General features: G+C 61.3%; 24 protein-coding genes and 2 riboswitches (1 of these 26 only partly in view). Of the genes, 15 read left to right on the top strand and 9 right to left on the bottom strand.

Annotation, left to right across the window (positions count from 1 at the left end; genetic code table 11):
• From AC0JZ8_RS06510 to AC0JZ8_RS06490, 5 genes are all read left to right on the top strand, one after another.
• Nucleotides 1–767: the 3' portion of a phosphoribosylaminoimidazolesuccinocarboxamide synthase gene (locus AC0JZ8_RS06510; RefSeq protein WP_471893333.1), read on the top strand. The gene continues 181 nt to the left of window position 1, outside the view; only the last 767 of its 948 coding nucleotides appear in the window; the start codon falls outside the window, past its left edge; it ends in the stop codon at nt 765–767.
• A 48-nt stretch (nt 768–815) separates the two neighbouring features.
• A complete protein-coding gene (locus tag AC0JZ8_RS06505; protein WP_062463649.1) occupies nt 816–1,418 on the top strand; it encodes a TetR/AcrR family transcriptional regulator in 603 nt (200 codons plus the stop codon).
• A gap of 145 nt (nt 1,419–1,563) precedes the next feature.
• Complete coding sequence (locus AC0JZ8_RS06500; protein ID WP_471892105.1) at nt 1,564–2,757, top strand: efflux RND transporter periplasmic adaptor subunit; 1,194 nt, start codon at nt 1,564–1,566, stop codon at nt 2,755–2,757.
• A gap of 66 nt (nt 2,758–2,823) precedes the next feature.
• Entirely contained in the window at nt 2,824–5,934 is a 3,111-nt protein-coding gene (locus AC0JZ8_RS06495) for an efflux RND transporter permease subunit (RefSeq protein WP_062463643.1), read from the top strand.
• Between the two features lie 112 nt (nt 5,935–6,046).
• Entirely contained in the window at nt 6,047–7,495 is a 1,449-nt protein-coding gene (locus AC0JZ8_RS06490; RefSeq protein WP_113112103.1) for an efflux transporter outer membrane subunit, read from the top strand.
• Between the two features lie 129 nt (nt 7,496–7,624).
• Here AC0JZ8_RS06490 and efp read toward each other — a convergent pair whose 3' ends face one another.
• The gene (gene efp / locus AC0JZ8_RS06485) at nt 7,625–8,194 is read right to left on the bottom strand and encodes an elongation factor P (protein WP_062463637.1); all 570 of its coding nucleotides are present in this window, start codon (nt 8,192–8,194) and stop codon (nt 7,625–7,627) included.
• 162 nt (nt 8,195–8,356) lie between these two features.
• Between efp and epmA the strand changes: the two genes are divergently transcribed.
• Nucleotides 8,357–9,427: an EF-P lysine aminoacylase EpmA gene (gene epmA / locus AC0JZ8_RS06480; RefSeq protein WP_471892104.1), complete on the top strand. Its 1,071-nt coding sequence runs from the start codon at nt 8,357–8,359 to the stop codon at nt 9,425–9,427.
• Entirely contained in the window at nt 9,424–10,470 is a 1,047-nt protein-coding gene (locus AC0JZ8_RS06475; protein WP_471892103.1) for a lysine-2,3-aminomutase-like protein, read from the top strand. The genes epmA and AC0JZ8_RS06475 overlap by 4 nt, the downstream gene beginning before the upstream one ends.
• Nucleotides 10,471–10,511: 41 nt before the next feature.
• Here AC0JZ8_RS06475 and AC0JZ8_RS06470 read toward each other — a convergent pair whose 3' ends face one another.
• Nucleotides 10,512–11,525 (bottom strand): glycoside hydrolase family 5 protein, encoded by a 1,014-nt coding sequence (locus AC0JZ8_RS06470; protein WP_244476271.1) that lies wholly within the window; start codon nt 11,523–11,525, stop codon nt 10,512–10,514.
• A gap of 364 nt (nt 11,526–11,889) precedes the next feature.
• Between AC0JZ8_RS06470 and purU the strand changes: the two genes are divergently transcribed.
• Both purU and AC0JZ8_RS06460 read left to right on the top strand, forming a co-directional pair.
• Nucleotides 11,890–12,774 carry a formyltetrahydrofolate deformylase gene (purU, locus tag AC0JZ8_RS06465; RefSeq protein WP_062577168.1) on the top strand — a complete coding sequence of 295 codons (885 nt, stop codon included), beginning with the start codon at nt 11,890–11,892 and terminating at the stop codon, nt 12,772–12,774.
• A 486-nt stretch (nt 12,775–13,260) separates the two neighbouring features.
• Nucleotides 13,261–13,458 (top strand): hypothetical protein, encoded by a 198-nt coding sequence (locus AC0JZ8_RS06460; protein WP_062576904.1) that lies wholly within the window; start codon nt 13,261–13,263, stop codon nt 13,456–13,458.
• Nucleotides 13,459–13,524: 66 nt separating this feature from the next.
• Here the strand turns inward: AC0JZ8_RS06460 and AC0JZ8_RS06455 are convergent, their stop codons facing one another.
• Both AC0JZ8_RS06455 and AC0JZ8_RS06450 read right to left on the bottom strand, forming a co-directional pair.
• Nucleotides 13,525–13,761, bottom strand: coding sequence for an Lrp/AsnC ligand binding domain-containing protein (locus AC0JZ8_RS06455; protein ID WP_062463623.1), 237 nt, complete (start codon nt 13,759–13,761; stop codon nt 13,525–13,527).
• A 46-nt stretch (nt 13,762–13,807) separates the two neighbouring features.
• On the bottom strand, nt 13,808–14,746 hold the full coding sequence (locus AC0JZ8_RS06450; RefSeq protein ID WP_471892102.1) for a LysR family transcriptional regulator: 939 nt from the start codon (nt 14,744–14,746) through the stop codon (nt 13,808–13,810).
• Between the two features lie 92 nt (nt 14,747–14,838).
• Here AC0JZ8_RS06450 and AC0JZ8_RS06445 point away from each other — a divergent pair, with 92 nt between their 5' ends.
• The 3 genes from AC0JZ8_RS06445 to AC0JZ8_RS06435 all read left to right on the top strand — a co-directional run bounded on the left by AC0JZ8_RS06445 (nt 14,839) and on the right by AC0JZ8_RS06435 (nt 18,753).
• Nucleotides 14,839–16,122: an NAD(P)/FAD-dependent oxidoreductase gene (locus tag AC0JZ8_RS06445; protein WP_471892101.1), complete on the top strand. Its 1,284-nt coding sequence runs from the start codon at nt 14,839–14,841 to the stop codon at nt 16,120–16,122.
• An 83-nt stretch (nt 16,123–16,205) separates the two neighbouring features.
• Nucleotides 16,206–17,747: an L-piperidine-6-carboxylate dehydrogenase gene (gene amaB / locus AC0JZ8_RS06440; protein ID WP_471892100.1), complete on the top strand. Its 1,542-nt coding sequence runs from the start codon at nt 16,206–16,208 to the stop codon at nt 17,745–17,747.
• A 7-nt stretch (nt 17,748–17,754) separates the two neighbouring features.
• Nucleotides 17,755–18,753, top strand: a complete 999-nt coding sequence (locus tag AC0JZ8_RS06435) for a P1 family peptidase (RefSeq protein ID WP_471892099.1) — start codon at nt 17,755–17,757, stop codon at nt 18,751–18,753.
• Here AC0JZ8_RS06435 and cobD read toward each other — a convergent pair.
• Nucleotides 18,750–19,766: a threonine-phosphate decarboxylase CobD gene (gene cobD, locus AC0JZ8_RS06430; protein ID WP_471892098.1), complete on the bottom strand. Its 1,017-nt coding sequence runs from the start codon at nt 19,764–19,766 to the stop codon at nt 18,750–18,752. The genes AC0JZ8_RS06435 and cobD overlap by 4 nt on opposite strands.
• Here cobD and cbiB point away from each other — a divergent pair.
• Nucleotides 19,765–20,730 (top strand): adenosylcobinamide-phosphate synthase CbiB, encoded by a 966-nt coding sequence (gene cbiB / locus AC0JZ8_RS06425; protein ID WP_471892097.1) that lies wholly within the window; start codon nt 19,765–19,767, stop codon nt 20,728–20,730. The genes cobD and cbiB overlap by 2 nt on opposite strands.
• Here cbiB and AC0JZ8_RS06420 read toward each other — a convergent pair.
• Genes AC0JZ8_RS06420 through AC0JZ8_RS06405 form a run of 4 tightly spaced genes read right to left on the bottom strand, consistent with a single transcriptional unit; the run spans nt 20,714 to nt 23,744 of the window.
• Nucleotides 20,714–22,171, bottom strand: a complete 1,458-nt coding sequence (locus AC0JZ8_RS06420; RefSeq protein WP_471892096.1) for a cobyric acid synthase — start codon at nt 22,169–22,171, stop codon at nt 20,714–20,716. The genes cbiB and AC0JZ8_RS06420 overlap by 17 nt on opposite strands.
• A gap of 3 nt (nt 22,172–22,174) precedes the next feature.
• A complete protein-coding gene (gene cobO, locus AC0JZ8_RS06415; protein WP_471892095.1) occupies nt 22,175–22,789 on the bottom strand; it encodes a cob(I)yrinic acid a,c-diamide adenosyltransferase in 615 nt (204 codons plus the stop codon).
• Complete coding sequence (locus AC0JZ8_RS06410) at nt 22,786–23,553, bottom strand: CbtA family protein (protein WP_471892094.1); 768 nt, start codon at nt 23,551–23,553, stop codon at nt 22,786–22,788. The genes cobO and AC0JZ8_RS06410 overlap by 4 nt, the downstream gene beginning before the upstream one ends.
• 14 nt (nt 23,554–23,567) lie before the next feature.
• Complete coding sequence (locus AC0JZ8_RS06405) at nt 23,568–23,744, bottom strand: CbtB domain-containing protein (RefSeq protein ID WP_062576923.1); 177 nt, start codon at nt 23,742–23,744, stop codon at nt 23,568–23,570.
• Nucleotides 23,745–23,781: 37 nt separating this feature from the next.
• Nucleotides 23,782–23,982: riboswitch (cobalamin riboswitch) on the bottom strand.
• 57 nt (nt 23,983–24,039) lie between these two features.
• Nucleotides 24,040–24,266, top strand: a riboswitch (cobalamin riboswitch).
• Nucleotides 24,267–24,368: 102 nt separating this feature from the next.
• Here AC0JZ8_RS06405 and AC0JZ8_RS06400 point away from each other — a divergent pair.
• Together AC0JZ8_RS06400 and cobW are read left to right on the top strand one after the other, a co-directional pair.
• Nucleotides 24,369–24,797 carry a DUF1636 family protein gene (locus AC0JZ8_RS06400; RefSeq protein WP_471892093.1) on the top strand — a complete coding sequence of 143 codons (429 nt, stop codon included), beginning with the start codon at nt 24,369–24,371 and terminating at the stop codon, nt 24,795–24,797.
• A complete protein-coding gene (cobW, locus tag AC0JZ8_RS06395; protein WP_471892092.1) occupies nt 24,794–25,831 on the top strand; it encodes a cobalamin biosynthesis protein CobW in 1,038 nt (345 codons plus the stop codon). Before AC0JZ8_RS06400 ends, cobW begins: the two co-directional genes overlap by 4 nt.
• The last annotated feature ends 17 nt before the right edge of the window (nt 25,832–25,848 follow it).

Raw genomic sequence — 25,848 nt, 5'->3', positions numbered from 1 at the left:
GCTACTGGTTCGATGCAACGGCCGATATCTGCCCCAACCACGTCATCTCCTATCCGGACCCAAATGTCGTCATCGGCAAGTGGCTGGATATCCTGCCCGTCGAGATCGTCGTGCGCGGCTATCTTGCCGGAACGACCGGCACATCGCTTCTGACGCTCTATAAGAAGGGTCAGCGCCGCATGTATGGTCTCGAGCTGCCCGACGGGCTGAAGGACAACCAGGTTCTGCCGTATCCGGTGATCACCCCCACCAGCAAGGCATTCGACGGCGGTCATGACGAACCACTGACGCCGGATGATATCATTGCGCAGGGACTGCTGACGGCGCAACAGTGGGAAACGCTGTCGCGCTATGCGCTGGCATTGTTTGCCCGCGGCCAGGAGCTTGCGGCAAAACGCGGCCTCATTCTTGTCGATACGAAATACGAGTTCGGCACCGACGCGGATGGTACAATCATTCTCGCCGACGAAATCCACACGCCCGACAGCAGTCGTTACTGGATTGCCGACAGCTATGACGACGCCTTTTCAACCGGCGGCCGTCCAAAAAGCTTCGACAAGGATTTCATCCGCTCTTGGGTGGTCGAACGCTGCGATCCCTACAAGGACGATATTCCGGAAATCCCGGCCGATCTGATCGAGGAAACGGCCAAGGTTTACCGAACCGCGTATGAAACGATCACGGGCGCGCGTTTCGTGCCCGATGAGTGCGGCGAGACGGTGCTGGCGCGCATTCGCAAGAACCTCGAGCCGTATTTCGGTACTTGATCAGCAGCAGTCTCCGGGCGGTATCGGCGGCACACACTTGAGGACATCGTGCGAAGACCAAGGCGCAAGGCGGAAGAGACAAAAGCGGATATCCTGACGGCCGCCGAAGCGCTGCTCAGGAAGAAGGGTTTTGCCGGCTTTTCGATCGCCGACCTTGCAGCCGAATTGCAGATGTCGCCCGCCAATGTCTTCAAGCACTTTCAATCCAAGACGGTGCTTGCGGATGCAATCTGCGACCGGCACACCACCCGGATGATCGGTCGCTTCGACGCGAAGGACGATTCCGTCCCGGCGCCAGCGCGGCTGGGACTTGTCGCGCGCCGCCTGATGGACGCGCATCTGGCCGATATCAGGGATAATCCGCTGTTTTTCGAAATGCTGGCCATGATGGCAAGTACCGACCTGCCCAGCGGCCGGCATTATCGAAAGCTCATTGAGGATCTCTTTGAAAGCGTCGTTCGCCACGGCTTCGAAACCGGGGTCTACAAGTCCGCACCGGAAAGTACCATCGGGCGGAGCGTTGCCCCTTGCTTTGCAGGGGTCCTCCACCATGTCTTTCTTATACATGCCGACGAGGCGGAGCTGCATGCCCGCTGCGACGGACTTGTCGAACTCGTGAATGCTGCACTGCAAAGCCCGCTTGCAAAGTGACGATAAGTGAATTACGTCACTTCGAGGCTGGGCTGTGGCGGTTCCGCCCCTTGCCATGCTTCCTCCCGCTTCTTGTGGGTTAACCTGTCCCTCCCGAGGAAATCCGGTTCTTCGGAATGCGCAACGACCGGCCCTGGATCCAACGATGACCCGTCGCAAACTGCTTCTCCCCCTCCTTTTCACGGTCTTGCTCGCCTCCTGCAGCGATTCCGATCAGCAGACCGCAAACGCTCCAGCCGACGGCGCACCTCAGAAGCCGCCGCAGGCCGTCAGTGTCGTCGTCATGCAAAAGGCCGAGCGGCCGATTACCTCGATTTTGCCGGGCCGCGCCGTTGCATTCCAGACGACCCAGATCAGGCCGCGTGTGACCGGCGCCATTCGTGAGATCAGCTTCAAGGAAGGAAGCGAAGTCAAGGCGGGCGACATCCTCTATCAGATCGAGGACAATCTTTACGAGGCGACCGTCGCGCAGGCGAGAGCGAGCCTTTCCAAGGCCGAGGTCAGCATCCCGGCCGCGCAGGCAAACCTCACCCGCTACGAGCGGCTGGTCAACAGCGGCGCGACGCAGATCGAATATGAAAATGCGAAGGTCACCCTGCTTCAGGCAGAGGCCGATGTGGCGCAGGCGCAGGCCGCTCTGCAATCGGCCGAGATCGATCTCGACCTGACCAAGATCAGGGCGCCCTTCGATGGCGTCACGACCATCTCCAATGTCAGCCTCGGCAATATCGTCACCGCCAACCAGACCGACGCGCTGTCGACACTGCGCAAGCTCGATCCGATCTATATCGATCTCATCGATTCCAGCACCAATCTCCTGGAGCTTCGTGCAGCCTTTGCGTCCGGCCGGGTCACCGGCGATCCGCGCAACGCCGAGATCCGATTGCGGTTGGAGGACGGCAAGGCTTACGAACCTGCCGGCAAGCTCGACATGTCGGAAATGGCTGTCAGCGAAACCACCGGCACGTTTCAGATCCGTGCCGTGTTCCCCAACCCGGACAATATCGTTCTGCCCGGCATGTATGTGCGTGCGACGGTGACGCTTGGCAACGAAAACGGCTATCTGATCCCGCAGCGTGCCGCGACCCGCAATGCCCGTGGTGAACTGACGGCGAAATTCGTTGGCGCGGATAACAAGGTAGAAACGCGGACCTTCACGGTGAGCACCACATCCGGCAACAACTGGCTGGTCACCGACGGCATCGCGGATGGCGATCGCCTGATCGTCGACGGGTTCCAGTGGATTGCCGACGCCGCCGCCGTCCAGCCCATCGAAGTCACGGTCAACGAGCAGGGATTTACAGTCGAGAAGCCGAAGGTTGATGCGCCGAAGCCGTAGAGGTTGAGGTCCGCATCCCGCAACAACTCGAAGAACGCCGCCCCGAATACGGCAAGGAACAAGTGAATGGCCCATTACTTCATCCGGCGGCCCGTCTTCGCCTGGGTTATTGCGATCGTGATCATGCTCGGTGGTGCGCTCGCCATCACCACGCTGTCGATCTCGCAGTATCCGGATATCGCCCCGACCACGGTGCGCATTTCCGCCAGCTATAACGGCGCCAGCGCCGAAACCGTCGAGAAATCCGTGACAACGATCATCGAAGACGGCATGACCGGTCTCGACGATCTCACCTACATGAATTCGTCGTCGTCAACGGGACGCGCGACCGTCACGCTGACATTCGGCAACTCGATCATGCCTGATATCGCCCAGGTTCAGGTGCAGAACAAGTTGCAGCTGGTACAGTCGCAGCTGCCTGACGTCGTGCAGCAGTCCGGCATCGAAGTCTCCCGCTCCACCTCCAGTATCCTGATGGTCGGCGCGCTTGTGTCATCGGACGGCAAGCGCAGTTCGGTCGATCTTGGCGACGTGTTCTCGACCCAGATCGAAGATCAGGTGAAGCGCCTGGAAGGCGTCGGCAGCATCAATATCTTCGGCTCAGGCTATGCAATGCGCGTCTGGCTCGATCCCTTCAAGCTCCAGAAATACCAGTTGACGTCGGCTGACGTCACGTCCGCGATCGAAGCGCAGAATACCCAGGTGTCCGTTGGTTCGCTCGGGGCGCAGCCCGTGTCGGAAGGCCAGCAGCTGACCGTCACCATGACCGCCCAGAGCCAGCTGACCACCGTCGACGACTTTGAACGGATCATCCTCAAAGTCGGACAGGACGGCGCAACGGTCAGGATATCGGATATCGGCCGGGTCGAGATCGGCCAGGAAAGCTATGGTGGCAGCTCCCGCTTTAACGGCAAGCCGGCGGCGGGCTTTGCGGTCAACCTCGCGACAGGCGCCAATGCGCTCGATACCGCCGAAAGGGTAAAAACCGCCCTCAACCGGGTTGAGCCGACGCTTCCCGAAAATGTCAGCATCACCTATCCCTACGACACGACGCCGTTCGTCGAGCTGTCGATCGAGAAGGTCATTCACACGCTGATCGAAGCGATCGTTCTGGTGTTCGTGGTGCTTCTGGTCTTCCTTCAGAACCTGCGGGCAACGCTGATCCCCATGGTCGCCGTTCCGGTGGTGCTGCTTGGCACGTTCGGCATCCTGGCGCTGACGGGCTATTCGATCAACACGCTGACCATGTTCGCCATGGTGCTGGCTATCGGCCTTCTCGTGGATGACGCGATCGTCGTCGTCGAAAACGTCGAGCGCATCATGGACGAGGAAGGTTTGTCTCCTCTCGAGGCGACCGAAAAGTCCATGCACGAAATTACCGGTGCCATCATCGGCATCGCGCTGGTTCTGACGGCCGTGTTTATCCCGATGGCCTTCTTCGGTGGGTCGACAGGCATCATCTATCGCCAGTTCTCGATAACCATCGTTTCCGCGATGCTGCTTTCGGCCGTGGTTGCGATCGTGCTGACGCCGGCGCTCTGCGCGACGATCCTGAAGCCGGTCAATCACGAGAAGAAGAACAAGGGTATCGGCGCCTGGTTCAACCGCGGCTTCGACAAGACGACAAACGGCTATGTCGGATCGATCGGTTATCTTCTGAAGCGGCCGCTGCGCGTCATGCTTCTTTTCGCACTGATTGTCGGCGGTTGCGGTCTGTTGTTTTCAAGGCTCCCCAGTTCCTTCCTTCCGCAGGAAGACCAGGGCGTTCTGATGGTGCTTGTCCAGACTCCCAACGGTTCGACGACCGCCAGAACCGAGGAAGTGGTCAAGCAGATCGAGTCCTTCTTCCTCAATGACGAGAAGGACAGCGTCGCTTCGGTGTTCGGTGCGATGGGCTTCAGCTTCAATGGCACCGGCCAGAACAATGCGATGATCTTTGCCAAGCTCAAGGATTTCGATGTTCGCACCGAGCCGCAGCAGGAAGCGGCCGCCGTTGTGCAGCGGGCTCAGCGCCATTTCTTCGGACTGCGTGACGCGCAGGTGTTTGCGCTTCTGCCACCCGCAATCCAGGGCCTCGGCAATTCCAGCGGCTTTTCGATGTACCTTGTCGACAGCGGCAACAACGGCAATCCCGCTTTGACGAGCGCATCGCAGCAGCTGATGCAGATCGCGGGCAGCAACCGCAATATCGGCTCGCTGCGCAGCAACTCGCAGAGAACCGAAACGCAGCTGCAGATCCTGCTCGACCAGGAGAAGCTGGGTGCGATGGGTGTCGACCTCGCTTCGGTCAATTCGATGCTGACGACCATCTTTGCCGGTCGCGACGTCAATGACTTCACGCTCGAGAACAAGCTGAAGCCCGTCTATGTGCAGGGTGATGCGCCTTACCGCATGCAGCCGGAAGACCTCAAATACTGGTTTGCGCGCAACACCGGCGGCGAGATGGTCCCGTTTTCGTCCTTCAGCACCGTCCAGTGGAACACGGGCACGCCGCAGCTTGCGCGGTTCAACGGCGTCAGTGCCATATCGCTTGACGGCGCGACCGGCGCCGGCGTCAGCACCGGTCAGTCCATGGACGAGATGGAGAAGCTGACTGCGGCATTGCCGGGTGGCTACTCCGTGGCCTGGCAGGGCATCTCCTATCAGGAACGGTTGTCTGGTTCCCAGGCTCCCATGCTTTACGGCCTGTCCGTTCTGATCGTATTCCTCTGCCTTGCGGCACTTTATGAAAGCTGGTCGATTCCGTTCTCGGTCATTCTCGCGGTTCCGATCGGCGTCCTTGGCGCATTGGCTGCAGCCTATCTGCTTGGCCAGTCGAACGACGTCTACTTCAAGGTCGGTCTTTTGACGACAATCGGATTGGCGGCGAAGAACGCCATCCTGATCGTCGAATTCGCCAAGGATCGTCAGGAGACAGGTATGGGCGTGCTCGAAGCGACCCTCGAGGCCGCAAGATTGCGCCTTCGTCCGATCATCATGACGTCGCTCGCATTCATTCTCGGCGTGGTACCACTTGCGATCGCAACGGGCGCCGGCTCTGCCGCTCAGAACGCCATCGGCATCGGCGTGCTGGGTGGTATGCTTTCTGCAACACTGCTCGGAATTTTCTTCGTTCCGTCCTTCTTTGTTGTTGTGCGCCGGTTATCAAAGCGTGAAAAACAAGTGAAGACAGTGTGAATCTGTTAACGGATTGCCAGCATCGAATCGCCGCACGTCTGAGCGGTGAGCTGTGCATTGATTTGCTCCGTCATACGCGGAGCCACGATCTTAAGGGTTTCGGGACAAAGATATGACATCCATTCGCGTAGCCGCTCCTCTCGTCATGCTCCTTCTCTCCGGCTGCGTGGTCGGACCGAACCATCAGGCCCCGGAAGTGTCCCTGCCTGCAAAGTTTGCCGAGGGCGGACAGACGAGCAATGGCGACGTTTCCATGAAAGCCTGGTGGACGGCGTTTTCCGACACGCGCCTGAACGGCTACATGCAGACGGGCCTGGCCCAGAACCTCAGCGTTCTGCAGGCTCTGGAACGCATCAACCAGGCCCAGGCATCCGTCGTCAGCGCCGGCGCCGGCGGTCTTCCTTCGCTCGATATCGATGCGCAGGGCGAACGCAGCGGCACCAAGGACATCGGCGGGCGGCTCGGTGCCACATCGACTTCGCCGCAATCATCCGCCAGTGGTGGGGCCAGCGCGTCCTGGTTCCTCGATCTGTTCGGCCTTTACCGCCGCAGCAAGGAATCGGCTCTTGCCAGCCTCGACTCGGCCTACGCGAGCGTTGACGTCGCCCGCCTCAGCCTGCTTTCGCAGGTTGCCGCTGCCTATATCGATGTTCGCTACTATCAGGAGCGTATCGCGATCACCAAAAAGAACCTCGGTTCTCGCCGTGAAACGCTTGATCTCACCAAGCTTCAGCTGGAAGCCGGTGCTGCCTCCAGACTGGATGTTGTTCAGGCCGAAGGTCTTGTGAACTCGACACTTTCAGAGCTGCCAGGTCTCGAGACCCAGTATCGCACCGCCGCGCATCGCATCGCGACGCTTCTCGGCATGCCGGCGTCCACACTGCTTCCTGAACTGCAGCGAGGTGCCCGCCAGCCGGTCGCCCGCTACAGCACCAAGACCGGCATTCCCGCCGACCTGATCCGCAATCGACCTGACATTCGTGCGTCCGAACGGCAGCTTGCCGCAGCCGTTGCGCAGATCGGCGTTGCCGAAGCACAGCTCTATCCGGCGATTACGCTCGGTGGCTCCATTTCGCCATCCTACACCCGCGTAGCAGGAAGCGGCGAAAGTGGCATCCTGTCCTGGTCCTTCGGTCCGGCCTTATCTCTTCCGATCTTCGACGGCGGCGCCCTGCGTGCCAACGTCAAGTCGTCCGAATCGTCAGCCCGCGAAGCCTATCTGTCCTGGAAGCAGACGGTTCTCGATGCCGTTGAGGAAGTCGAGAACGCGCTTGCCGCCGTTGCCCGCGATGGCCGCACCGTGGCAGCGCTCCGTGCGACCGTGAAATCCTACGAGGAAGCTCTGCAGCTCGCGACCGCCAGCTATCGTGATGGCGCCTCCTCGCTGCTCGACGTTCTCGACGCACAGCGCGAAGTTTCCACCGCCCAGGCAAGCCTGGCCCAGGCCGTACAGCAGATGGCGCAGGACTATGTCTCGCTCAACGTCGCACTCGGTGGCGGTTATGCCTTCGGATCACCGACGGCACAGGTGGCCTCCGCCAAGCTGGTTCTGAAAAACTAAACAGCGAAACAGGATGGACGGGCCGGTTCGCCGGCCCTTTTCTTCTTGCAGGATCGCCAGACAACAAAAAACCTCCGAAGCCTGCGGCTCGGAGGTTTTTTTATGCTCGAATGAAGCTTGATGCTTCGATCAGTTCTTGGCGCGCTCGACGTAGGAATTGTCTTCCGTGGCGATGACGACGCGGGTGCCGGTATCAACATGCGGCGGAACGGCCGTGCGGATGCCGTTCGACAGGATCGCCGGCTTGTAGGAGGACGATGCTGTCTGTCCCTTCGTGACCGGCTCGGTCTCGACGATCTCGAGCGTGACGTGACGCGGCAGCTGCAGCGCGAGCGCGATACCTTCATGCATAGACAGGACGCAGGTCATGCCTTCCTGCAGATACGCCTTCTGGTCGCCCATCGTATCCACGTCCACGACGATCTGGTCGTAGTTTTCCGGGTTCATGAAGTGGAAGCCTTCGCCGTCTTCATAGAGGAACTGGAAGTTGACGTCTTCGACGAAGGCGCGCTCGACCTGTTCCGTGGTGCGCCAGCGTTCCGAAACCTTCACGCCGTCAACGATGCGACGCATGTTGACCTGGGTCACCGGAGTGCCCTTGCCGGGATGGAAGTTCTCGGCGGTGAGAACCACATAGAGCTTGCCGTCGACGTCGATGACGTTACCCTTGCGGACGGAAGATGCGATGACCTTGACCATTTGAATTCCTTGTTGGCGTGCCGGCTTGTAACTGCCGGGAATGCGTCGTAGAGGACCGGGCGATAACCGGCCTGAAGGACGGATGATCTGTTTTCCGGGCAACTACCGCAAAAACGCGCAAAGTGGAAGCCTTGCGGGCAAGAACCCGCGAAGAAAGCCGAAATGAGCCTGTTTCGATCCGAAGCCCGATCTGCCCCGTGGTGGACACCGGAAAACCACGCTGACCGGCGGCCTTTCCTGATGGGCCGCAACGCGCTTCAAACGGCGCTGCGGGGTTTCTTCGGCAAGGCGGATTTCATCGAGGTCGACACTGCGACCTTGCAGGTATCGCCCGGCAACGAAACCCACCTTCATGCCTTCGCGACGCAAGCGCTGACGATCGACGGCCGCGCAGCGCCGCTTTACCTGCACACTTCGCCAGAATTTGCCGCAAAGAAGCTGCTTGCAGCCGGCGAGAAGCGCATCTTCACCTTCGCGCATGTCTATCGCAACCGGGAGCGCGGCCCCTTGCACCACCCGGAATTCACCATGCTGGAATGGTACCGGGTTGGCGAAAACTACGAGCAACTGATGGCCGATTGCGCCGACATGCTGAAACTCGCCGCCGAGACCACGGGGACGAAGCGGTTCGCGTTTCGCGGCATGGAAACCGACCCCTTTGCCGACCCCGAAATCGTGACGCTGGCGGAAGCCTTCCTTCGATACGCCGGGATCGATCTGCTTTCCTCCGTGCAAACCGATGGCGCGACCGATCGCGACGCTCTCGCGTCCGAACTCACCCGCACCGGCCTCCGGGTTTCAAAGGACGATACCTGGGCGGATCTGTTCAGCAAGGTCTTGGTCGAAAAGATCGAACCGCATCTCGGTCAGGGCCGGGCGACGATCCTCTGCGAGTATCCCATCTCGGAAGCAGCCCTCGCCCGACCCTCGGCCCGCGATCCCCGCGTTGCCGAACGCTTCGAGCTGTACGCATGCGGCGTAGAACTGGCGAATGCTTTCGGCGAACTGACCGATGCGGCCGAACAGCGCCGCCGGTTCGAGCACGACATGGCGGAGAAAGCCCGCATCTACGGCGAGACCTATCCGATCGACGAGGATTTTCTCTCGGCCCTTTCGATCATGCCGCAGGCGAGCGGCGCAGCACTGGGCTTTGATCGCCTGGCGATGCTCGCAACCGGCGCGACCCGCATTGACCAGGTCCTGTGGGCGCCCGTCGCCGAGGTTCTGCCGTGAGCGTCGCGCGTACCTTGAAAACGCCCGAGGAACTGGCCGATGCAGGTCTGATTGCGCAAGACCGTCTCGACGGGATCCGTGCCGTCGCCGGCAGTTACGCGATCGCGCTGACGCCGACGGTCGTTTCGCTGATCGACCCGACCGATAGTACCGATCCCATTGCGCGGCAGTTCGTGCCCGATGAAGCCGAGCTTGTCAGCACACCGGACGAACGGGCCGATCCAATCGGCGATGCGGCGCACAGCCCGGTTAGAGGCATCGTCCACCGCTACCCGGACCGCGTCCTGTTGAAGGCGGTGCATATCTGCCCGGTCTATTGCCGTTTCTGCTTTCGCCGTGAAATGGTTGGCCCGCAGGGCGATGGAACGCTTTCGCCGGACGAACTAACGGCCGCGCTCGACTACATCCGCACTCGTGAGGAAATTTGGGAAGTCATCCTGACCGGCGGCGATCCGCTTGTCCTGTCTCCGCGCCGGCTTTCCGTGATCATGGCTGGATTGGCTGAAATCGAGCATGTCAAAATCGTGCGCTTTCATACGCGCGTGCCGGCGGTCGAGCCCGAGCGGGTGGATGCGCCGATGATTGCGGCGCTGAAGGAAAGCGGCAAGACAATCTATGTGGCGCTCCACGCCAACCATCCCCGCGAAATGACTGAGGACGCGCGGGCTGCCTGCGCAAGGCTGATTGAAGCCGGCTTTGCGATGGTCAGCCAGACGGTCCTGCTCAAAGGCATCAACGACGACCCGAAAGTGCTCGGCGACCTGATGAAGGCTTTCGTCGAAACGCGCATCAAACCCTATTACCTGCACCATCCGGACCTGGCGCCAGGCACAGGCCATTTCCGGCTCGATATCGCCGAGGGCCAGCGAATCGTTTCGGCTCTGCGCGGCACCATTTCCGGACTTTGCCAGCCGACTTACGTGCTCGATATTCCAGGCGGCCATGGCAAGGCGGTCATCGGCGAAAGCGCTGCGCGCCCTGAAGGCGGCTGCTACTCCGTCCGCGATTTTCGCGGCAACGAACACACCTATCCACCGACGTGAATTGAGTCCACGTTCGGTGATTCACGTGAAATATTGACGGCTTACCGCCCGCAGGAAGCATTTTCCGACATCGCTTTCAGAAGCGTTGCCATCTGCGGCTTGTCGACCGTGCGAACCGGCTGGATGTTGAGGATCTCGTCTTCCGGCCACCAGTCACCGGCTGCCCAATAGGCCCAGCCCAGCCACGCATCCGGGTTGCTCTCGACGACCTTGACCATATCGACCAATGCCGACTGGCATTCCGGCTGGCGCGGAACGGCAAACTCACCCAGCAGGCCACGCCGGTTGTTCTGCTTCAACCAGGTGCCGACGTCGGAGAGCGCCTTGACCGCATCAGCGGCACGCGAGCATTCGTCATTCTTGCCGGAGAAATCCTGGTCAAGATACTGGTGCACCTCGAAAACGTAATTGTTCTGCGGGTCGACGATCGCCGACATCGCCGCGGCGTTGGTGGTGCCGTAATCGCCGGCAGACCAGCTATGGGCGCCGGTCCAGGCCGTGCCGGGAACAAGGATCAGACTGGCGGACCCGGCCTGCCGGATGGCTGCGATCGCACCGTTGGCGGCGGACACCCAGTCTTCGGCTGCAATACCATGCGGTTCGTTCATCAGACCGAACGCAATGTCTGCCTCTGTGCCAAACCGTACCGAAAGCCTGCGCCAAAAGTCGGCGAACGCGCTTTGCGGAACGTTGTCCGTCCCGATCAGATCACCCTTGTAGCGAGCGTAGTTGTGCGGATCGAGAATAACGACCATCCCGGCTTTGCGTACAAGCTCGACAGTAGCCGCAAGCCGCTTTGCCTCAGCCCGATCGAACGACGCATAGAGCTTGGGCTGCAGCCTTTCCCATAGAAATGGCAGCCGAACGGCCGTGAACCCCTTGCTTGCAAAATAGCGGATCGTTTCGGCGGAAGGGTAAGTGTAGCCTTTACCGTAGGCATCGCCAACCTTGCCGAATTCGGCACCGGCGAGATTGATGCCCCGCATACAGGTCGTGGCAGCGGAAACCGGCTGCGTCGCGAGACTGGCCGCACCGATCAAGGCGATTCCCCTCAAGGCAATGCTTCTGAGGTTTCTACCCAACCAGGCCTTACCCTGAGACCGCCCCGCATATCTAGCCACCAGCATTCCTCCCGTATCTTACAAAATCCGACGAAATAAATATTCGAAAATATTGAATGACAAATGCGCGGCGGACCAAGCACCGCGACGGTGATCAACGCGTGAAAGGCGCAAAAGGACCGGAATTTTTGACGTCCTTGCCTAAGCTGCTGTTTGTAAGAGTGGAACGTTCCATTGCTTTGAGCCGGAACGGAAAAACGCCTCCGTATTTCTGTTGTTTCCTACGCCATCGGATATGGTCCGCCGGCGTGGTTATGTCTACAAGGATTTCCGCCAAGTGCAGACCAAGGGGTTATCGATGAAAAGCTATGTACTGACCGTCACCTGCCGTTCCACGCGCGGCATTGTTGCTGCGCTTTCCGGCTTTCTGGCGGAACAGGGCTGCAACATCATCGACAGCTCGCAGTTCGACGATCTGGATACCGGACGCTTCTTCATGCGCGTCTCGTTCATTTCCGAAGAAGGCGTCGGTCGCCCGGCAATTGCCGAAGGCCTCGAGCCGATCGCCGAAAAGTTCGAGATGGAATGGGACATCTTCGATACCGAAGAACGCATGAAGGTGCTTTTGATGGTGTCGCGATTCGGCCATTGCCTCAACGACCTTCTCTACCGCTGGAAGATCGGCGCGCTGCCGATCGATATCGTCGGCGTCGTCTCCAACCACTTCGAATACCAGAAGCAGGTGGTCAACAACGATATCCCCTTCCACCACATCAAGGTGACGAAGGAAAACAAGCCGCAGGCCGAGGCCCAGTTGCTTGATGTCGTCGAGGCAAGCGGTGCCGAACTGGTGGTTCTGGCCCGTTACATGCAGGTTCTGTCGGATCAGCTGTGCCAGAAAATGTCGGGCAAGATCATCAACATCCACCATTCCTTCCTGCCCAGCTTCAAGGGTGCCAACCCTTACAAGCAGGCCTACCAGCGCGGCGTGAAGCTGATCGGTGCGACCGCTCACTACGTCACCGCCGATCTCGACGAAGGCCCGATCATCGAGCAGGACACGGTGCGCATTACCCACGCGCAATCGCCCGACGATTATGTCTCGCTTGGCCGTGATGTGGAAAGCCAGGTTCTGGCCCGCGCGATCCATGCGCATATCCACCACCGCACCTTCATCAACGGCAATCGCACGGTGGTCTTCCCGCCGAGCCCCGGCTCCTACGCCTCCGAGCGTATGGGGTAATCCATCCGAGTCATCTAATGCTTTGATCCGACTGTCGGTTTACCGACGGTCGGCGCAGCGCCGGATAACAACGTGTCACAATAACTTTAGCCGGTCTCATCTTGTCGCAGACGAGGCCCGCACCTATTTCCTGGCTTGTCGAAGGACAGGCCCTCGCGAATGAAATTTCACATTTCCGCCGCGATACTGTCATCAGACAGAAAAATATTTCCTTTAAAAGGATTTTCGTTGATCGCGTTCTGCGAGTCACCTAAAGTCCACTTTCGATCGACGGACGTTTTCCGTCGGCATTTTACGCAACGCCATGAGGGAGAGTGACATGATTAAACCTGCTTACGTCGCCGCCTACGGTCGGTTCGCGTATAAGATGCTAGGCACGGAGCGTAGCTCCCTTCCGTGCTGTCGAATGTAGACCTTTCAGTTCTTTCGTTCCTGAAAATCCATTCGCCAGTGCTGCGCTTTAGGCAGCAAACGCGGGAGCATGCCATGCAAAAGCAAGTTATAGAATTCGGCGGCGAGCCCGTCGGTATCGTTATCCCGGATGAAGACCGGTTGAAATTCATTGCCGTGAAGTTTCACGTCATCGATCTCGATGAGCAGCGTTTCAATTCGCCCGACGAAGTGAAACTGGCCATCCGTGACCTGGTGCGTGCACGCGCCCAGGCACCGACGGCGCTTGCCTGATCAAACCTGATCGTCGAGACAGAAAAGCCGCCCTTGAGGCGGCTTTTCTATGTAAGGCATCACGGATCAGAACGCCGTGAACGTCATCGTCGTCAGCGACCGCTCGATACCTGGAATGGAGGCGATCTTCTCGTTGACGAAGCGGCCGATTTCATCGTCGCCGCTGATATAGACTTTCAGAAGCAGGTCCCAGTCACCGCTGGTGGAATAGAGTTCGGAAGCCAGCTCGGTCTTGTAGATCGCATCGGCGACCTCGTAGGTCTTGCCGGGCTTGCAGCGAAGCTGGACGAATATCGGTTTCATCAGGGTCTTCCCGTCGGTCGGTCAAAACAATAACAAGTCTCACGGACTATTGGCCGATAGCGCCCATGATCGCAAGTGACCGGTCGCCATCCGCTTCGATCTCCCGCGAGATCCAGTCGCGAAAGACGGCAAGCGGCGGGTAGGTTGCGCGGTCGGGTGGATAGGCGAGATAATATTGTCCCGTCCCCATCGATCCCCCGGCAACCGCCTCCACCAGCAGCCTCTGTTGCAGTTCGCGCTCGATCAGAAAGCGCGGAAGCAGCGCCGTGCCAAGGCCCGCCACGGCCGCCTCGACCATGGTCGCGAACTGATCAAACAACATGCCATGCAGTGCGTCGAACTCGGTTGCCGCTGTGCGGAACCACGTCTCCCAGGCATCCGGCCGGCTGTTGAGGTGAAGCAGCGGCGCATGCACCAGATCACCGGGTGCCCGAATGGCGTGCTTCCTTAGGAAATCCGGGCTGCAGGCCGGGATCACATCCTCGTCCATCAGGAATGTCAGGGCAGCACCCGGCCAGCGCGCCGAGCCGAAATGGATCGCCGCATCCAGCGTATCGAACCGGAAGTCGAACGGCTCCAGCCGGGTGGTCAGGTTGACGACGACGCCTGGGTGAAGATCGAGAAACCTGCCGATCCTTGGAGTGAGCCAGCGCGCTCCAAAAAACGGCAGGATGCCGAGATTGAGGGTTCCACCGGACGGATTGGCCCGAAGGTTCAGCGATGCATTGGAAATCCGCCGCAGCGCTTCACGCACCTCGCGCGCATAGGCGTCGCCGGCAAGCGTCAGCCGAATCGTTTGCCGCTCGCGCAGGAACAGCGCCACGCCCAGTTGTTTCTCCAGCGCGGAGATCTGGCGGCTGACGGCGCTCTGCGTCAGGCCGAGTTCGTTTGCCGCCGCGGTGACGCTGCCACTGCGAGCAGCCGCCTCGAAGGCGGCAAGAAGCGAAAATGATGGCAGAAACCGTCTTGGCGGGAGCATTGTCATTCCTCCCGCGAATGACCTGTTGAGATTATGTCGATATTCATCGCGAAACCGGTTCTGTAAAGTCTGCAAAACATAAAGTTCGGGAACTTTCGATGCTCGACGACCAGCGCTCCCACGGCCTCTGGGAAAGAACTGCTCCAGCGGCTCCTTCCACTCTTCCTCTGAGGGGATCAACGTCGTCGGACGTGGTGATCGTCGGCGGCGGTTACACCGGTCTCTCCGCGGCCTTGCATCTGGCGGAACGCGGTGTCGACGTGGTTCTCCTCGAGGCCGCCGAGATCGGCTTTGGCGGTGCCGGCCGCAATGTCGGGCTGATTAATGCCGGCATGTGGGTCATGCCCGACGATTTTCCGAAAGAACTCGGCGATCTCTACGGCGAGCGGGCGCTCGACCTGCTCGGCAACGGCCCCTACCTCGTCCGCGAACTGATCGAGAAGCACGCCATCGCCTGCGAGCTCGAAACCAACGGCACGCTTCACTGCGCTGTTGGTGACAAGGGACTGCGGGAACTGGAGGAGCGCGCGCGCCAGTGGCAAAAGCGCGGTGCCCCGGTCACCATGCTGGATGCCGCAGAGACCGAACGCCGGATCGGCACAAGCGCCTATTCAGGCGCGCTCCTCGACATGCGCGCCGGCACGCTCCAGCCGCTCGCCTATGCCCGGGGCCTTGCCCATGCGGCCATCAGGGCCGGGGCGAAAATCCACACGGGCAGCGCCGTCATCGAAACGTCCGAGGCCGATGGCAAGAAGATCGTCAAGACTGTTGACGGCGAGGTTGACGCCGACTGGATCATCGTATCGACGGACGCTTACAGCACCGGCCCGTGGGCGCAGATACGGCGCGAACAGGTGCACCTGCCCTATTTCAACCTGGCGACAAAGCCGCTGTCCGCCAACCTGCGCGGATCCGTGCTGCCGAACTGCGAAGGCTGCTGGGATACGAAGGAAGTCCTGTCCTCCTTCCGGATGGACAAGGCCGGCCGCCTCGTCTTCGGCTCCGTCGGCGCATTGCGGGGAACAGGCATAGACGTTCACACGTCCTGGGCACGGCGGTCGCTGAAGCGGCTTTTCCCGCAGCTTGGCGACGTGGAATTCGAAGCCGAATGGCACGGCAAGATCGGCATGACCGACAACGCCCTGCCGCGCTTCCACAAATTCGGCCGCAACGTCATCGGTTTTTCCGGCTATAATGGCCGCGGCATCTCGCCGGGCACCAGTTTCGGCAAGGTTCTTGCCCGCCATATCCTCGGAGAAATCACCGAGGAAGATCTGCCGCTGCCGCTGACCAGCGTCACCGAACCAGGCTTTCGCACCGTCAAGGAAGCCTATTACGAGGCCGGCGCCCAGATCGCTCATTTCACGGGCGAACGCTTCTGACCCTGAACGAATATCGGCGAACCTGTTGTCAAACCGGCCCCGATTTGTAGATTGACCCCAAATTTCGATATCCGGAGACCGACATGACGCTCGCCAAACTCGACCTCGTCGCCGAAGTGGACAAGATCTTTGCTGATCTCGGCGTCACAGCCGACCAGTACAAGGGCGGGACGCTCACCGTCCGCTCGCCGATCACGGGCATGGAAATCGGCAAGCTGCCGGAAGTGAGCGCAGACGATGCCGGAAAGGCGATCGACGCAGCGCATCAGGCCTTCCTCGAATGGCGCCTCGTGCCGGCGCCCAAGCGCGGCGAACTGATCCGGCTGCTGGGCGAGGAACTGCGTGCCGCGAAGACTTCCCTCGGTCGCCTCGTGTCGATCGAAGTCGGCAAGGTCACATCAGAAGGTCTTGGCGAAGTCCAGGAAATGATCGACATCTGCGATTTCGCAGTTGGTCTGTCGCGCCAGCTCTACGGCCTGACGATCGCAACTGAGCGTTCCGAGCACCGGATGATGGAAACCTGGCATCCGCTCGGCCCGGTCGGCATCATCTCCGCCTTCAACTTCCCCGTCGCGGTCTGGTCGTGGAACGCAGCGCTTGCCCTCGTCTGCGGCAATTCCACCATCTGGAAGCCTTCGGAAAAGACCCCGCTCACCGCACTCGCCACCCAGGCGATATTCGAAAAGGCACTGTCCCGCTATGTTGCCGATGGCGGAAAGGCCCCTCAAAACCTCTCGACCCTGCTGATCGGCGGCCGCGACATCGGCGAAATCCTCGTTGACCACGACAAGGTGCCGCTGGTCTCTGCGACAGGCTCCACCCGCATGGGCCGCGAAGTCGGTCCGCGACTGGCCAAGCGCTTTGCCCGCTCCATTCTCGAACTCGGCGGCAACAACGCCGCGATCGTCACCGCGACGGCCGATCTCGATCTGACCCTGCGCGGGGTCGCCTTCTCCGCCATGGGCACGGCCGGACAGCGCTGCACGACGCTGCGGCGCCTCTTCGTCCATGACAGCGTTTATGACGCGCTCGTGCCCCGGCTTGCCAAGGCCTACCAGTCGGTCACCATCGGTTCTCCGCTGCAGGACGGCAATCTCGTTGGCCCTCTGATCGATCAGGCAGCCTTCGACAAGATGCAGGCAGCACTCGAGGCAGCCAAGGCCGCCGGAGGCACAGTGGTTGGCGGTGAGCGCGTGCTGGATGGCGAGGCGGCTGATGCCTATTACGTGCGCCCGGCCATCGTTGAAATGCCTGATCAGACCGGCCCGGTCAGAGACGAAACCTTCGCGCCGATCCTCTACGTCATCCGATATCAGGACTTCGACGAGGCGATTGCGCTGCATAACGATGTGCCGCAGGGCCTGTCCTCCTCGATCTTCACCAACGACATCCGGGAAGCCGAAGCCTTCGTTTCCGCGCGCGGTTCCGATTGCGGCATTGCCAATGTGAATATCGGTCCCTCGGGCGCGGAAATCGGCGGCGCTTTCGGCGGCGAGAAGGAAACCGGCGGCGGCCGCGAATCGGGCTCCGACGCATGGCGCGCCTACATGCGCCGCGCCACCAACACCGTGAACTATGGCCGCACCCTGCCGCTCGCGCAGGGCGTCAAGTTCGATATCGACTGATACTCGTATGGTGGCGCCATTGAACCTTCTCACCGATATCGAAGGCGTGGCCGTTGGCCACGCGACCGATCTGCAGCTTGGCTCGGGCGTCACCGCGATCATCTTCGACGAGCCGGCGGTCGCCTCCGGCTCGGTTCTCGGCGGTGCACCGGGTGGGCGCGAGACCGCCCTTCTTGACCCGTCCATGACGGTGCAGACAGTCGATGCCTTCGTTCTCTCGGGCGGTTCTGCCTTCGGGCTGGACGCGGCCGGCGGGGTGCAGGCGGGCCTGCGCCAGATCGGCCGCGGCTTTCCCGTCGGGTCTGCCAAGGTGCCGATCGTGCCGCAGGCAATCCTGATGGATCTTCTGAACGGCGGCGACAAGGACTGGGGCCTCCATTCGCCCTATCGCGACATGGGCTACGACGCCTTCTGCGCCGCCCAGAAAGGCGTTTTCGCGCTCGGCACAGTCGGGGCCGGCACCGGCGCTACGACCGCGACCGTCAAGGGCGGCATCGGTTCGGCAAGCGCAAAGACCGCGTCCGGGCACACGATTGCCGTCCTCATGGCCGTGAATGCCATGGGCGCCGCAACGGTCGGTGATACCAAGCACTTCTGGTCGGCACCGTTTGAGCAGGATGACGAGTTCGGTGGTCTCGGCCTTCCCGCGACATTCACAGACGACCACACGGCCCTGCGGATGAAGGGCGTGACGTTGAAGGCGACGACGATCGGCGTGGTCGTCACTGATGCTGTTCTGGCCAAGGCGCAGGCGCACAGGCTTTCTATCATGGCGCATGACGGACTGGCACGCGCCGTCTTGCCCGCGCATCTGCCTGGAGACGGCGACACGATCTTTTCGGCAGCCACCGGAAAAATCCCGATGGACGACATGGGGGCCTTCGCCGAACTCTGCCATCTTGCAACCCTGGTGACAGCAAGAGCCGTTGCGCGCGGTGTCTTCGAGGCTGTTGCGCTACCAAATGCCAGCGCCCAACCGGCCTGGCGAGACCGGTTCGGCGGCTAGAAGCCCGCAAGGGCCGCTTCCAGCCGCGACCAGTCCTTCTCGTCGGGAAGCCCTACCCGCAGATCATCCGGACGCTCTTGGAAGCGTCGGGTCATGATCCCGTGTTCGCCGAGGTGCTGGAAGAGACCTTGAGCGCGCCTGTCACGGATGGAACGAAACAGTGACGTGCCGCCGAAGACCCGAATACCGGCCGCCGACAGAGCTTCGTCCAGCCTTGCAGCATCCGCGCTGAGCCTGATGCGCATCGCGACCTGCCAATCGGCATCCGCCAGCGCTTCGCAAGCCACATGCAGAGCCGGACCGGAGACCGCCCAGGGCCCCAGCCTTTCCTCGATCTTTACGGTGACAGCGGGATGGCCGATCGCAAAGCCCAGCCGCAGGCCGGCCATGCCATAGAACTTGCCGAAGGAGCGCAACACGATCAGCCCGCCCTCGCCGACAGCGCCGACAACGCTCTGCGCTTCCGACACATCCATGAAGGCCTCATCGACGACGAGCAGCCCGCCCTTCGCGCGCATGATTTCCGCCAGCGCCAGAATGTCATCCGTCGACACGATCCGCCCGGTCGGATTGTTCGGGTTGACGATGACGGCGAGACTGGATGTCGCAAGATCGCCGAGATCATCCGTCTCCAGAACCTTAAAGCCTGCCATCGTCGCGGCACGCGCATGTTCCGCATAGGTGGGCGATAGAATAGCTGCCGTTCCGGTCGCTCCGACAAGACCGGCGATGATCGGCAGCAGGATCTGCGTTCCCGGCCCGGCCACGATATGAGCGGGTGACGGTGCCCGATATGCCTCAGCCGCTGCGGCCCTCAGCCTCTCGAGCGATGAAGGCTCCGGCAGACGCGCAAAAATATTGCCGGGGATCGGCGTATGCGGATAGGAATGCGGGTTGATGCCGGTCGATAGATCGATCCACGGCTCGGGTGCCTGAGGAAAGAGCGCACGCGCCATGGCAAGGTTGCCGCCATGCTGTATCGGACTGCCCAACTCAGAGATCGCCAACGTCATGTTCCTTCTCGCATTCTTCGCACTGATCACTGAGCGCATCGTCGGCTATCCGGACTGGCTGTTCAAACGCGTCGGCCATCCTGTCACCTGGATGGGCGCGCTGATATCCGCACTCGACAGAAGATGGAACCGCGAGGGCGATGATTTCGCCAGCCGCAAACGCATGGGCATTCTCGCGCTGTTCGTCCTCATCGGCTGCACCGTCGCCGCCGCGCTGGCGATTGCGGCTGTTCTCATGCTTTTGCCCTTCGGACCAATCCTTCTCGTGCTTGCCGCAGCCAGCTTGCCGGCCCAGAAAAGCCTCGAGACCCATGTGGAAGCCGTGGCAACCGCGTTGCGCTACAACGGGCTCGACGCCGGACGCAAGGCCGTCTCGATGATTGTCGGCCGCGATCCGGAAAAGCTCGATGACGCCGCGGTTTGCCGTGCCGCGATCGAAAGCCTGGCCGAGAATTTTTCCGATGGCGTGGTCGCCCCTGCCTTCTGGCTCGGCATCGGCGGCCTGGCCGGCGGCGCGGCCTACAAGGCTGCCAATACCGCCGACAGCATGATCGGCCATCGGTCTCCGCGTCATGAAGCGTTCGGCTGGGCCGCGGCCCGGTTCGACGACCTGATCAATCTGCCGGCCTCGCGCCTGACGGCGGCGCTGTTCGTTTTGGCCGCGATCTTCGTCAAGGACGCCTCGCCCCGCGATGCCATACGTGCAATCCGCCGGGACGCGAAACACCACCGTTCGCCGAACGCCGGCTGGCCGGAAGCGGCGATGGCGGGTGCGCTTGGCATTGCGCTCGCTGGTCCCCGGAGTTATGGCGGCCAGATTCTCGAGGCCCGATACATGGGAGACGGCAACCGGACCAACCTGAATTTCGATGATATCACCCGCGCCCTCAAGCTTGCGCGCGTAGCGGATGCGCTGTTGATCGGCCTGTTCGGCATCCTGGCGCTGCTCATCTGGCAATTTTGAGCAGTCCGTCGATATCGAGATGCTGCTCCATATGCGCGGCAAGGCGATCGAGAATGGCATCGACATTGGCTTCGTAATTCAGGCCCGACACGGTGCCGCCGAGACGCGACAGCCAGGCGGAACGCTGCCGGTCGTCGCAAAACAGTCCGTGCACATAGGTGCCGACCACCCTGCCATCTCTAGACGATGCACCTTCCGGAGTGCCGCCAATGCTCGAAAACGGACGCGAACAGTCGGCGCCAGTGGTATGACCCGTATGCATTTCGTAGCCGGCAAAGGATATCCCGTCGGAGCTGACGCCCGTCACCGCCTCCAGCCGCTTCGACGCCGAAAGCACGGTCTCGACATCGAGAAGCCCCAGCCCTTCCGCCGAACCGGGAGGACCTTCCGATCCCTCCGGATCCGATATCCGTCCGCCGAGCATCTGGTAACCGCCGCAAAGGCCAAGCACACGCCCGCCGCGCCTGTGATGAGCTGCGATATCCGTATCGAAGCCCGCTTCCCGCAGCGCCGCCAGATCCGCGATCGTGGCCTTGGAGCCGACCAGCAGCACGAGATCGCAGTCGCCGGGAATGGCCTCACCGCGGCGAACACGGATGAGCTCGACATCCGGCTCCGCTTCCAGCGGATCGAGATCGTCAAAATTGGAAATATGCGGCAGGATCGGCACCGCGATCCGCAACATCGCGCCGGGCTTGCGCGCAAACGACTGGGTAAGGCCGAGCGCATCTTCTGCCGGCAGAAGTGCTGCATCGGCGAAATGCGGCAAGAGGCCGATCGATTGCCAGCCGGTAAACGCACCGATCATCCGCATGCCCTCGGCAAACAAGGCCGGATCGCCGCGAAAGCGATTGACGATAAAGCCGTGGATCATTGCCGCGTCATCGGCATCGATGACGAGTTTCGTGCCGGCGAGGCTCGCGATCACGCCGCCCCGGTCGATATCGCCGATGAGAACCACCGGCACATCGGCAGCGCGGGCAAAGCCCATATTGGCGATATCGTTCTGGCGAAGGTTGATCTCCGAAGCGCTGCCCGCCCCTTCGACGAGGACGAGGTCTGCCCTGGCTTTCAGGATTTCGAAGCTCTCAAGCACCCGCGAAAGCAGTTTCGGCTTCAGATGCTGGTACTCGGCAGCCTTGGCATTGCCCTCGACCCTGCCCTGCACCACCACCTGGGCGCCGACTTCGCTCTGGGGCTTCAACAGAACCGGGTTCATATGGACGCTGAGCGGCACCCCCGCAGCCCTTGCCTGCAAGGCCTGCGCCCGGCCGATCTCCCCGCCATCAGCGGTGACCGCTGCATTGTTGGACATGTTCTGCGGCTTGAATGGGAGAACGCTTAAGCCACGCAGCGTGAAGACGCGGGCGAGCCCGGCGACGACCAGCGACTTGCCCACATCCGAGCCCGTCCCCTGAAACATGAGAGCGCGCGCCACCACCCGTCAGAACTCGATGCCGGCCTGGGCTTTGACGCCGGCCTTGAAGTGATGCTTGACGAGCGTCATCTCGGTCACCAGATCCGCCGCCTCGATCAGAGCCGGTTTTGCATTACGGCCGGTGACGACCACGTGCAGATCCGCCCGGCGCGCCTGTAACTGGGCAACGACCGTTTCGAGATCGAGATAATCGTAACGCAACGCGATATTGAGTTCGTCGAAAATGACGAGGCCGATCGTTTCATCCGCCATCAGTTCGAGTGCCATGCCCCAGGCCTTCTCGGCAGCGGCGATGTCGCGCTTGAGATCCTGGGTTTCCCAGGTAAAGCCCTCGCCCATTGTGTGCCAGGCGATGCGGTCGCCGAACACCGCAAGCGCCGGCTGCTCCCCGGTCGACCATGCGCCCTTGATGAACTGCACGATCCCGACGCGGCGGTTGTGGCCAAGCGTGCGCAGCGCCAGCCCGAAGGCCGCCGTCGACTTGCCCTTGCCGGAGCCGGTATGAACCATGAGGAGACCCTTTTCGACGGTCTTCTCCGCGACTTCGGCATCCTGAACCGCCTTGCGGTTTTCCATCTTCGCCCGGTGGCGCTGCTCGGTGGTCTGATCGATTTCCTTCAACGGACTGCAAGCTCCTTGGACGTGTTCGAGATTCCCTCACCTGCCCGGAAGCGCTCGCGGATGACGCCGGAAAGCGCTCCGAGAACGGCCCAGAAGACGAGGTTCGTCGCGTAGACGGCATTGACGAACCGCGCATGCAGTTCGATCGGCACCGCGGTGTCATGGGTCGGCGGCAGCGGTGCACCGATGATGTGCGGAGCAACCAGCAGGACGACCGCCAGAGCCGCAAGAAGGGCGGAACGGGTATAGGCAAGCAGCCCGAGGGCCAGGGCAGTGCAGACGGCCGTCGCAATCCACCAGATCTGCCGCGGTCCCAGTTCGGCGGCCGGCATGCCCGGAAGTTCCGGCGGCAGACCGAGGCCGGGTGCAAGGCTGACGGTGAGGAAGCCGGCAATGCCGAACATCAACCCGCCGCGCCATCCACCAAACCCGCCGTGTGCTTCGGCAATGGCGATGGCAACCAGCGCAAAACCGATGGCCGACAGTGCATTGGCGGCAGCCGTGTAGGCAAAGCGCTCGAGCCCGTCGGCCGGCGCCCATGCCTCTTCGGCGTGATGATGCTGAGCGGAAGCCGGCGCTGCAGTGCTGGCTGCCGTATCCGGAGCTGTGCCATGGCTATGTCCGGCAGCGCCGCCGGCATGTTCATAGGTCTCTGCCGCCAGAATAAGCGGCACGACGGAAAAGCTTTGCATCACAGTCATCAGAAGCCCGGACAAAAGCCCTGCGATCACCGCCGTGAGGACGATGTTACGAAACAGCGACATTGGGAAAATTCCTCTTAGTGGCAGGGAAAGGCCAGCGAGTGGCGCGTATCGTGGGCCGCATTGTGCACGGCCTCGATGTGCGAGAAGCCGACAAAGCCTACGATGAACAGGCCGAGTATGGCCGTCATGCCAAGAGGAATGATTTTCGATGCGGAAACGCTGGCTGCACCGGCAGCAGAGTTCGTAACCATGGACGTCGTCTTTCTGCCCTCCACCCGAGGACTTTCACTGTGCCTATCGTCTCCGGCAGGTCTCCTGGCTCGCGGATCGAACGCCTCTGACCCGCCTTCCCGGATGTCTCCAGTGGCATGTTGAGCAGAGACTTTCCGCTTACAGTTGCGGGGGCAGCCGCGGGTTTGACGTCAAGATATCGTCGCACCGCATTCCCTTCGATGAGCCCTCTCGGGCACCAAAGACAGGGTCACTATAGACGGTTTCCCCACACGGGCAATCGCCTTTGCGACATTGACACTGCCCTGCGACAAGGCTTAGGTGACTGCGATACGGTCCCTTGCCGGCAACAGTAGGGGCTAAGAGAGAATGCGGTGCGAACCCGGGATCATCTTTAAGATCCCATGGTTCAATGCCGCGGCTGCCCCCGCAACTGTAAGCGGCGAGCCATCCTGCCACTATGGCCACTGGAGAAATCCGGGAAGGCAGGCGGATGGTGACGACCCGCGAGCCAGGAGACCTGCCGTTCGAAAACGCGCCTTTCCGGGCGGGGTGCTCCGGTAAAGCTTCTTTCACTCTGCAGGATTGGCTTGCCTTCCTGTCGTGCACCCCGATGTTATTGGCTTGGGCGGTAGTGCGACACGATGGTGATTGACGAACGAAAAGACGAGCGCGATGCGTCCGCAGACGGCCTTGCCGGCGAGCCGGATGTGACGATTTTCGTCTGCACCAATTGTCGCGAGGCATCCGACAGCGAAGCGCGCCCGGGCATCGGCCTGATGGCAGCACTTCGCGAGGCAGCTGCCGGCAAGCCGCTTTCGGTTAAACCCGTGACCTGTCTCGCCAACTGCGAGAAAAGCCCAAGTGCTGCCTTCAGACATCGCTCCGGCTGGTCCTATGTCTTTGGTCATCTGTCGCTCGACAATGTCGAGGACATCGTGACCGGCGCGATGATGCTGGCTGATGACGAGCGCGGTTTCCTTCCCCTTCGCGGCCGCCCCATGTGCCTTCGCGGCAAGGGCATGACGGCCCGCATTCCCCCATTCCAGCACCACGAGGACCTGCCTTCATGAGCGTTTCATTCGACCGCGTTCCCTGCACCGTGATCACCGGGTTTCTCGGTGCCGGCAAGACAACGCTGATCCGTCACCTGATCGAAAACCTCAAGGGCAAGCGGCTCGCGATCATCGTCAACGAGTTCGGCGATGTCGGCATCGATGGCGACGTGTTGAAGAGCTGCGGCATCGAAAGCTGCCCTGATGACAACATTATCGAACTTGCCAACGGCTGCATCTGCTGCACCGTCGCCGACGACTTCGTTCCGGCGATCGACCAGATCCTGGCCCGCGAGCCCCGCGTCGATCAAATCCTGATCGAAACCTCGGGCCTTGCCCTGCCGAAGCCGCTCGTCCAGGCCTTCCAGTGGCCGGATGTGAAGGCCCGCGTCACCGTCGATGCCGTCATTGCCGTGGTGGATGGTCTGGCGCTCGCCCAAGGCCGCGTTGCCGACGATCACGAGGCACTGGAAGCGCAGCGCAGCCAGGATAGCTCGATCGACCACGACGACCCGGTCGAGGAAGTGTTCGAAGACCAGATCGCCTGCGCCGACATGATCGTGCTGACCAAGACGGACCTTCTCGACCAGGCTTCGCTTGCCGCCGCCAAGGGCCGCATTCAGGCGCATCTGCCACGGGCGGTGAAGATCGTGCCGGCTGCAAACGGCGCCGTCGATCCGAGCGTGCTGATCGGTCTCGGCCTTGCCGTCGAGGACGATATTGAAAACCGCAAGACCCATCATGACGACGAGCTGGATCACGATCACGACGATTTCGACAGTTTCGTCATCGATATTCCAGCCGTTGCCGATGCGGACGAACTCGCTGCCCGCATTTCCGCCACGGCGGAAGCGGAAAACGTGCTGCGCATCAAGGGTTTTGTCGACGTTGCCAACAAGCCTATGCGCCTTCAGGTCCAGGCGGTCGGTTCGCGCGTGAATCATTACTTTGACCGCGCCTGGGGCCCCGGCGAGACCCGCCAGAGCCGCCTCGTCGTGATCGGTGAAAAGGGGATGGACCGGGCGGCGATCGAAAAGATGCTGGCAGCATAAGAGGGCTGTAGAAGGAA

This window comes from Velazquezella soli (genome assembly GCF_977018685.1).
The sequence above is the reverse complement of the archived record's forward strand: the minus strand, read 5'-3'. Positions and strand labels throughout refer to the sequence as shown.

Excerpts from the sequence above, each read along its gene's own strand:
- AC0JZ8_RS06500 (WP_471892105.1), top strand. The coding sequence starts at position 1,564 with ATGACCCGTCGCAAACTGCTTCTCCCCCTCCTTTTCACGGTCTTGCTC.
- AC0JZ8_RS06495 (WP_062463643.1), top strand. The coding sequence starts at position 2,824 with ATGGCCCATTACTTCATCCGGCGGCCCGTCTTCGCCTGGGTTATTGCG.
- AC0JZ8_RS06490 (WP_113112103.1), top strand. The coding sequence starts at position 6,047 with ATGACATCCATTCGCGTAGCCGCTCCTCTCGTCATGCTCCTTCTCTCC.
- efp (WP_062463637.1), bottom strand. The coding sequence starts at position 8,194 with ATGGTCAAGGTCATCGCATCTTCCGTCCGCAAGGGTAACGTCATCGAC.
- epmA (WP_471892104.1), top strand. The coding sequence starts at position 8,357 with ATGAGCCTGTTTCGATCCGAAGCCCGATCTGCCCCGTGGTGGACACCG.
- purU (WP_062577168.1), top strand. The coding sequence starts at position 11,890 with ATGAAAAGCTATGTACTGACCGTCACCTGCCGTTCCACGCGCGGCATT.
- AC0JZ8_RS06460 (WP_062576904.1), top strand. The coding sequence starts at position 13,261 with ATGCAAAAGCAAGTTATAGAATTCGGCGGCGAGCCCGTCGGTATCGTT.
- AC0JZ8_RS06455 (WP_062463623.1), bottom strand. The coding sequence starts at position 13,761 with ATGAAACCGATATTCGTCCAGCTTCGCTGCAAGCCCGGCAAGACCTAC.
- AC0JZ8_RS06450 (WP_471892102.1), bottom strand. The coding sequence starts at position 14,746 with ATGACAATGCTCCCGCCAAGACGGTTTCTGCCATCATTTTCGCTTCTT.
- AC0JZ8_RS06445 (WP_471892101.1), top strand. The coding sequence starts at position 14,839 with ATGCTCGACGACCAGCGCTCCCACGGCCTCTGGGAAAGAACTGCTCCA.
- amaB (WP_471892100.1), top strand. The coding sequence starts at position 16,206 with ATGACGCTCGCCAAACTCGACCTCGTCGCCGAAGTGGACAAGATCTTT.
- AC0JZ8_RS06435 (WP_471892099.1), top strand. The coding sequence starts at position 17,755 with ATGGTGGCGCCATTGAACCTTCTCACCGATATCGAAGGCGTGGCCGTT.
- cbiB (WP_471892097.1), top strand. The coding sequence starts at position 19,765 with ATGTTCCTTCTCGCATTCTTCGCACTGATCACTGAGCGCATCGTCGGC.
- cobD (WP_471892098.1), bottom strand. The coding sequence starts at position 19,766 with ATGACGTTGGCGATCTCTGAGTTGGGCAGTCCGATACAGCATGGCGGC.
- AC0JZ8_RS06410 (WP_471892094.1), bottom strand. The coding sequence starts at position 23,553 with ATGTCGCTGTTTCGTAACATCGTCCTCACGGCGGTGATCGCAGGGCTT.
- AC0JZ8_RS06405 (WP_062576923.1), bottom strand. The coding sequence starts at position 23,744 with ATGGTTACGAACTCTGCTGCCGGTGCAGCCAGCGTTTCCGCATCGAAA.
- AC0JZ8_RS06400 (WP_471892093.1), top strand. The coding sequence starts at position 24,369 with ATGGTGATTGACGAACGAAAAGACGAGCGCGATGCGTCCGCAGACGGC.
- cobW (WP_471892092.1), top strand. The coding sequence starts at position 24,794 with ATGAGCGTTTCATTCGACCGCGTTCCCTGCACCGTGATCACCGGGTTT.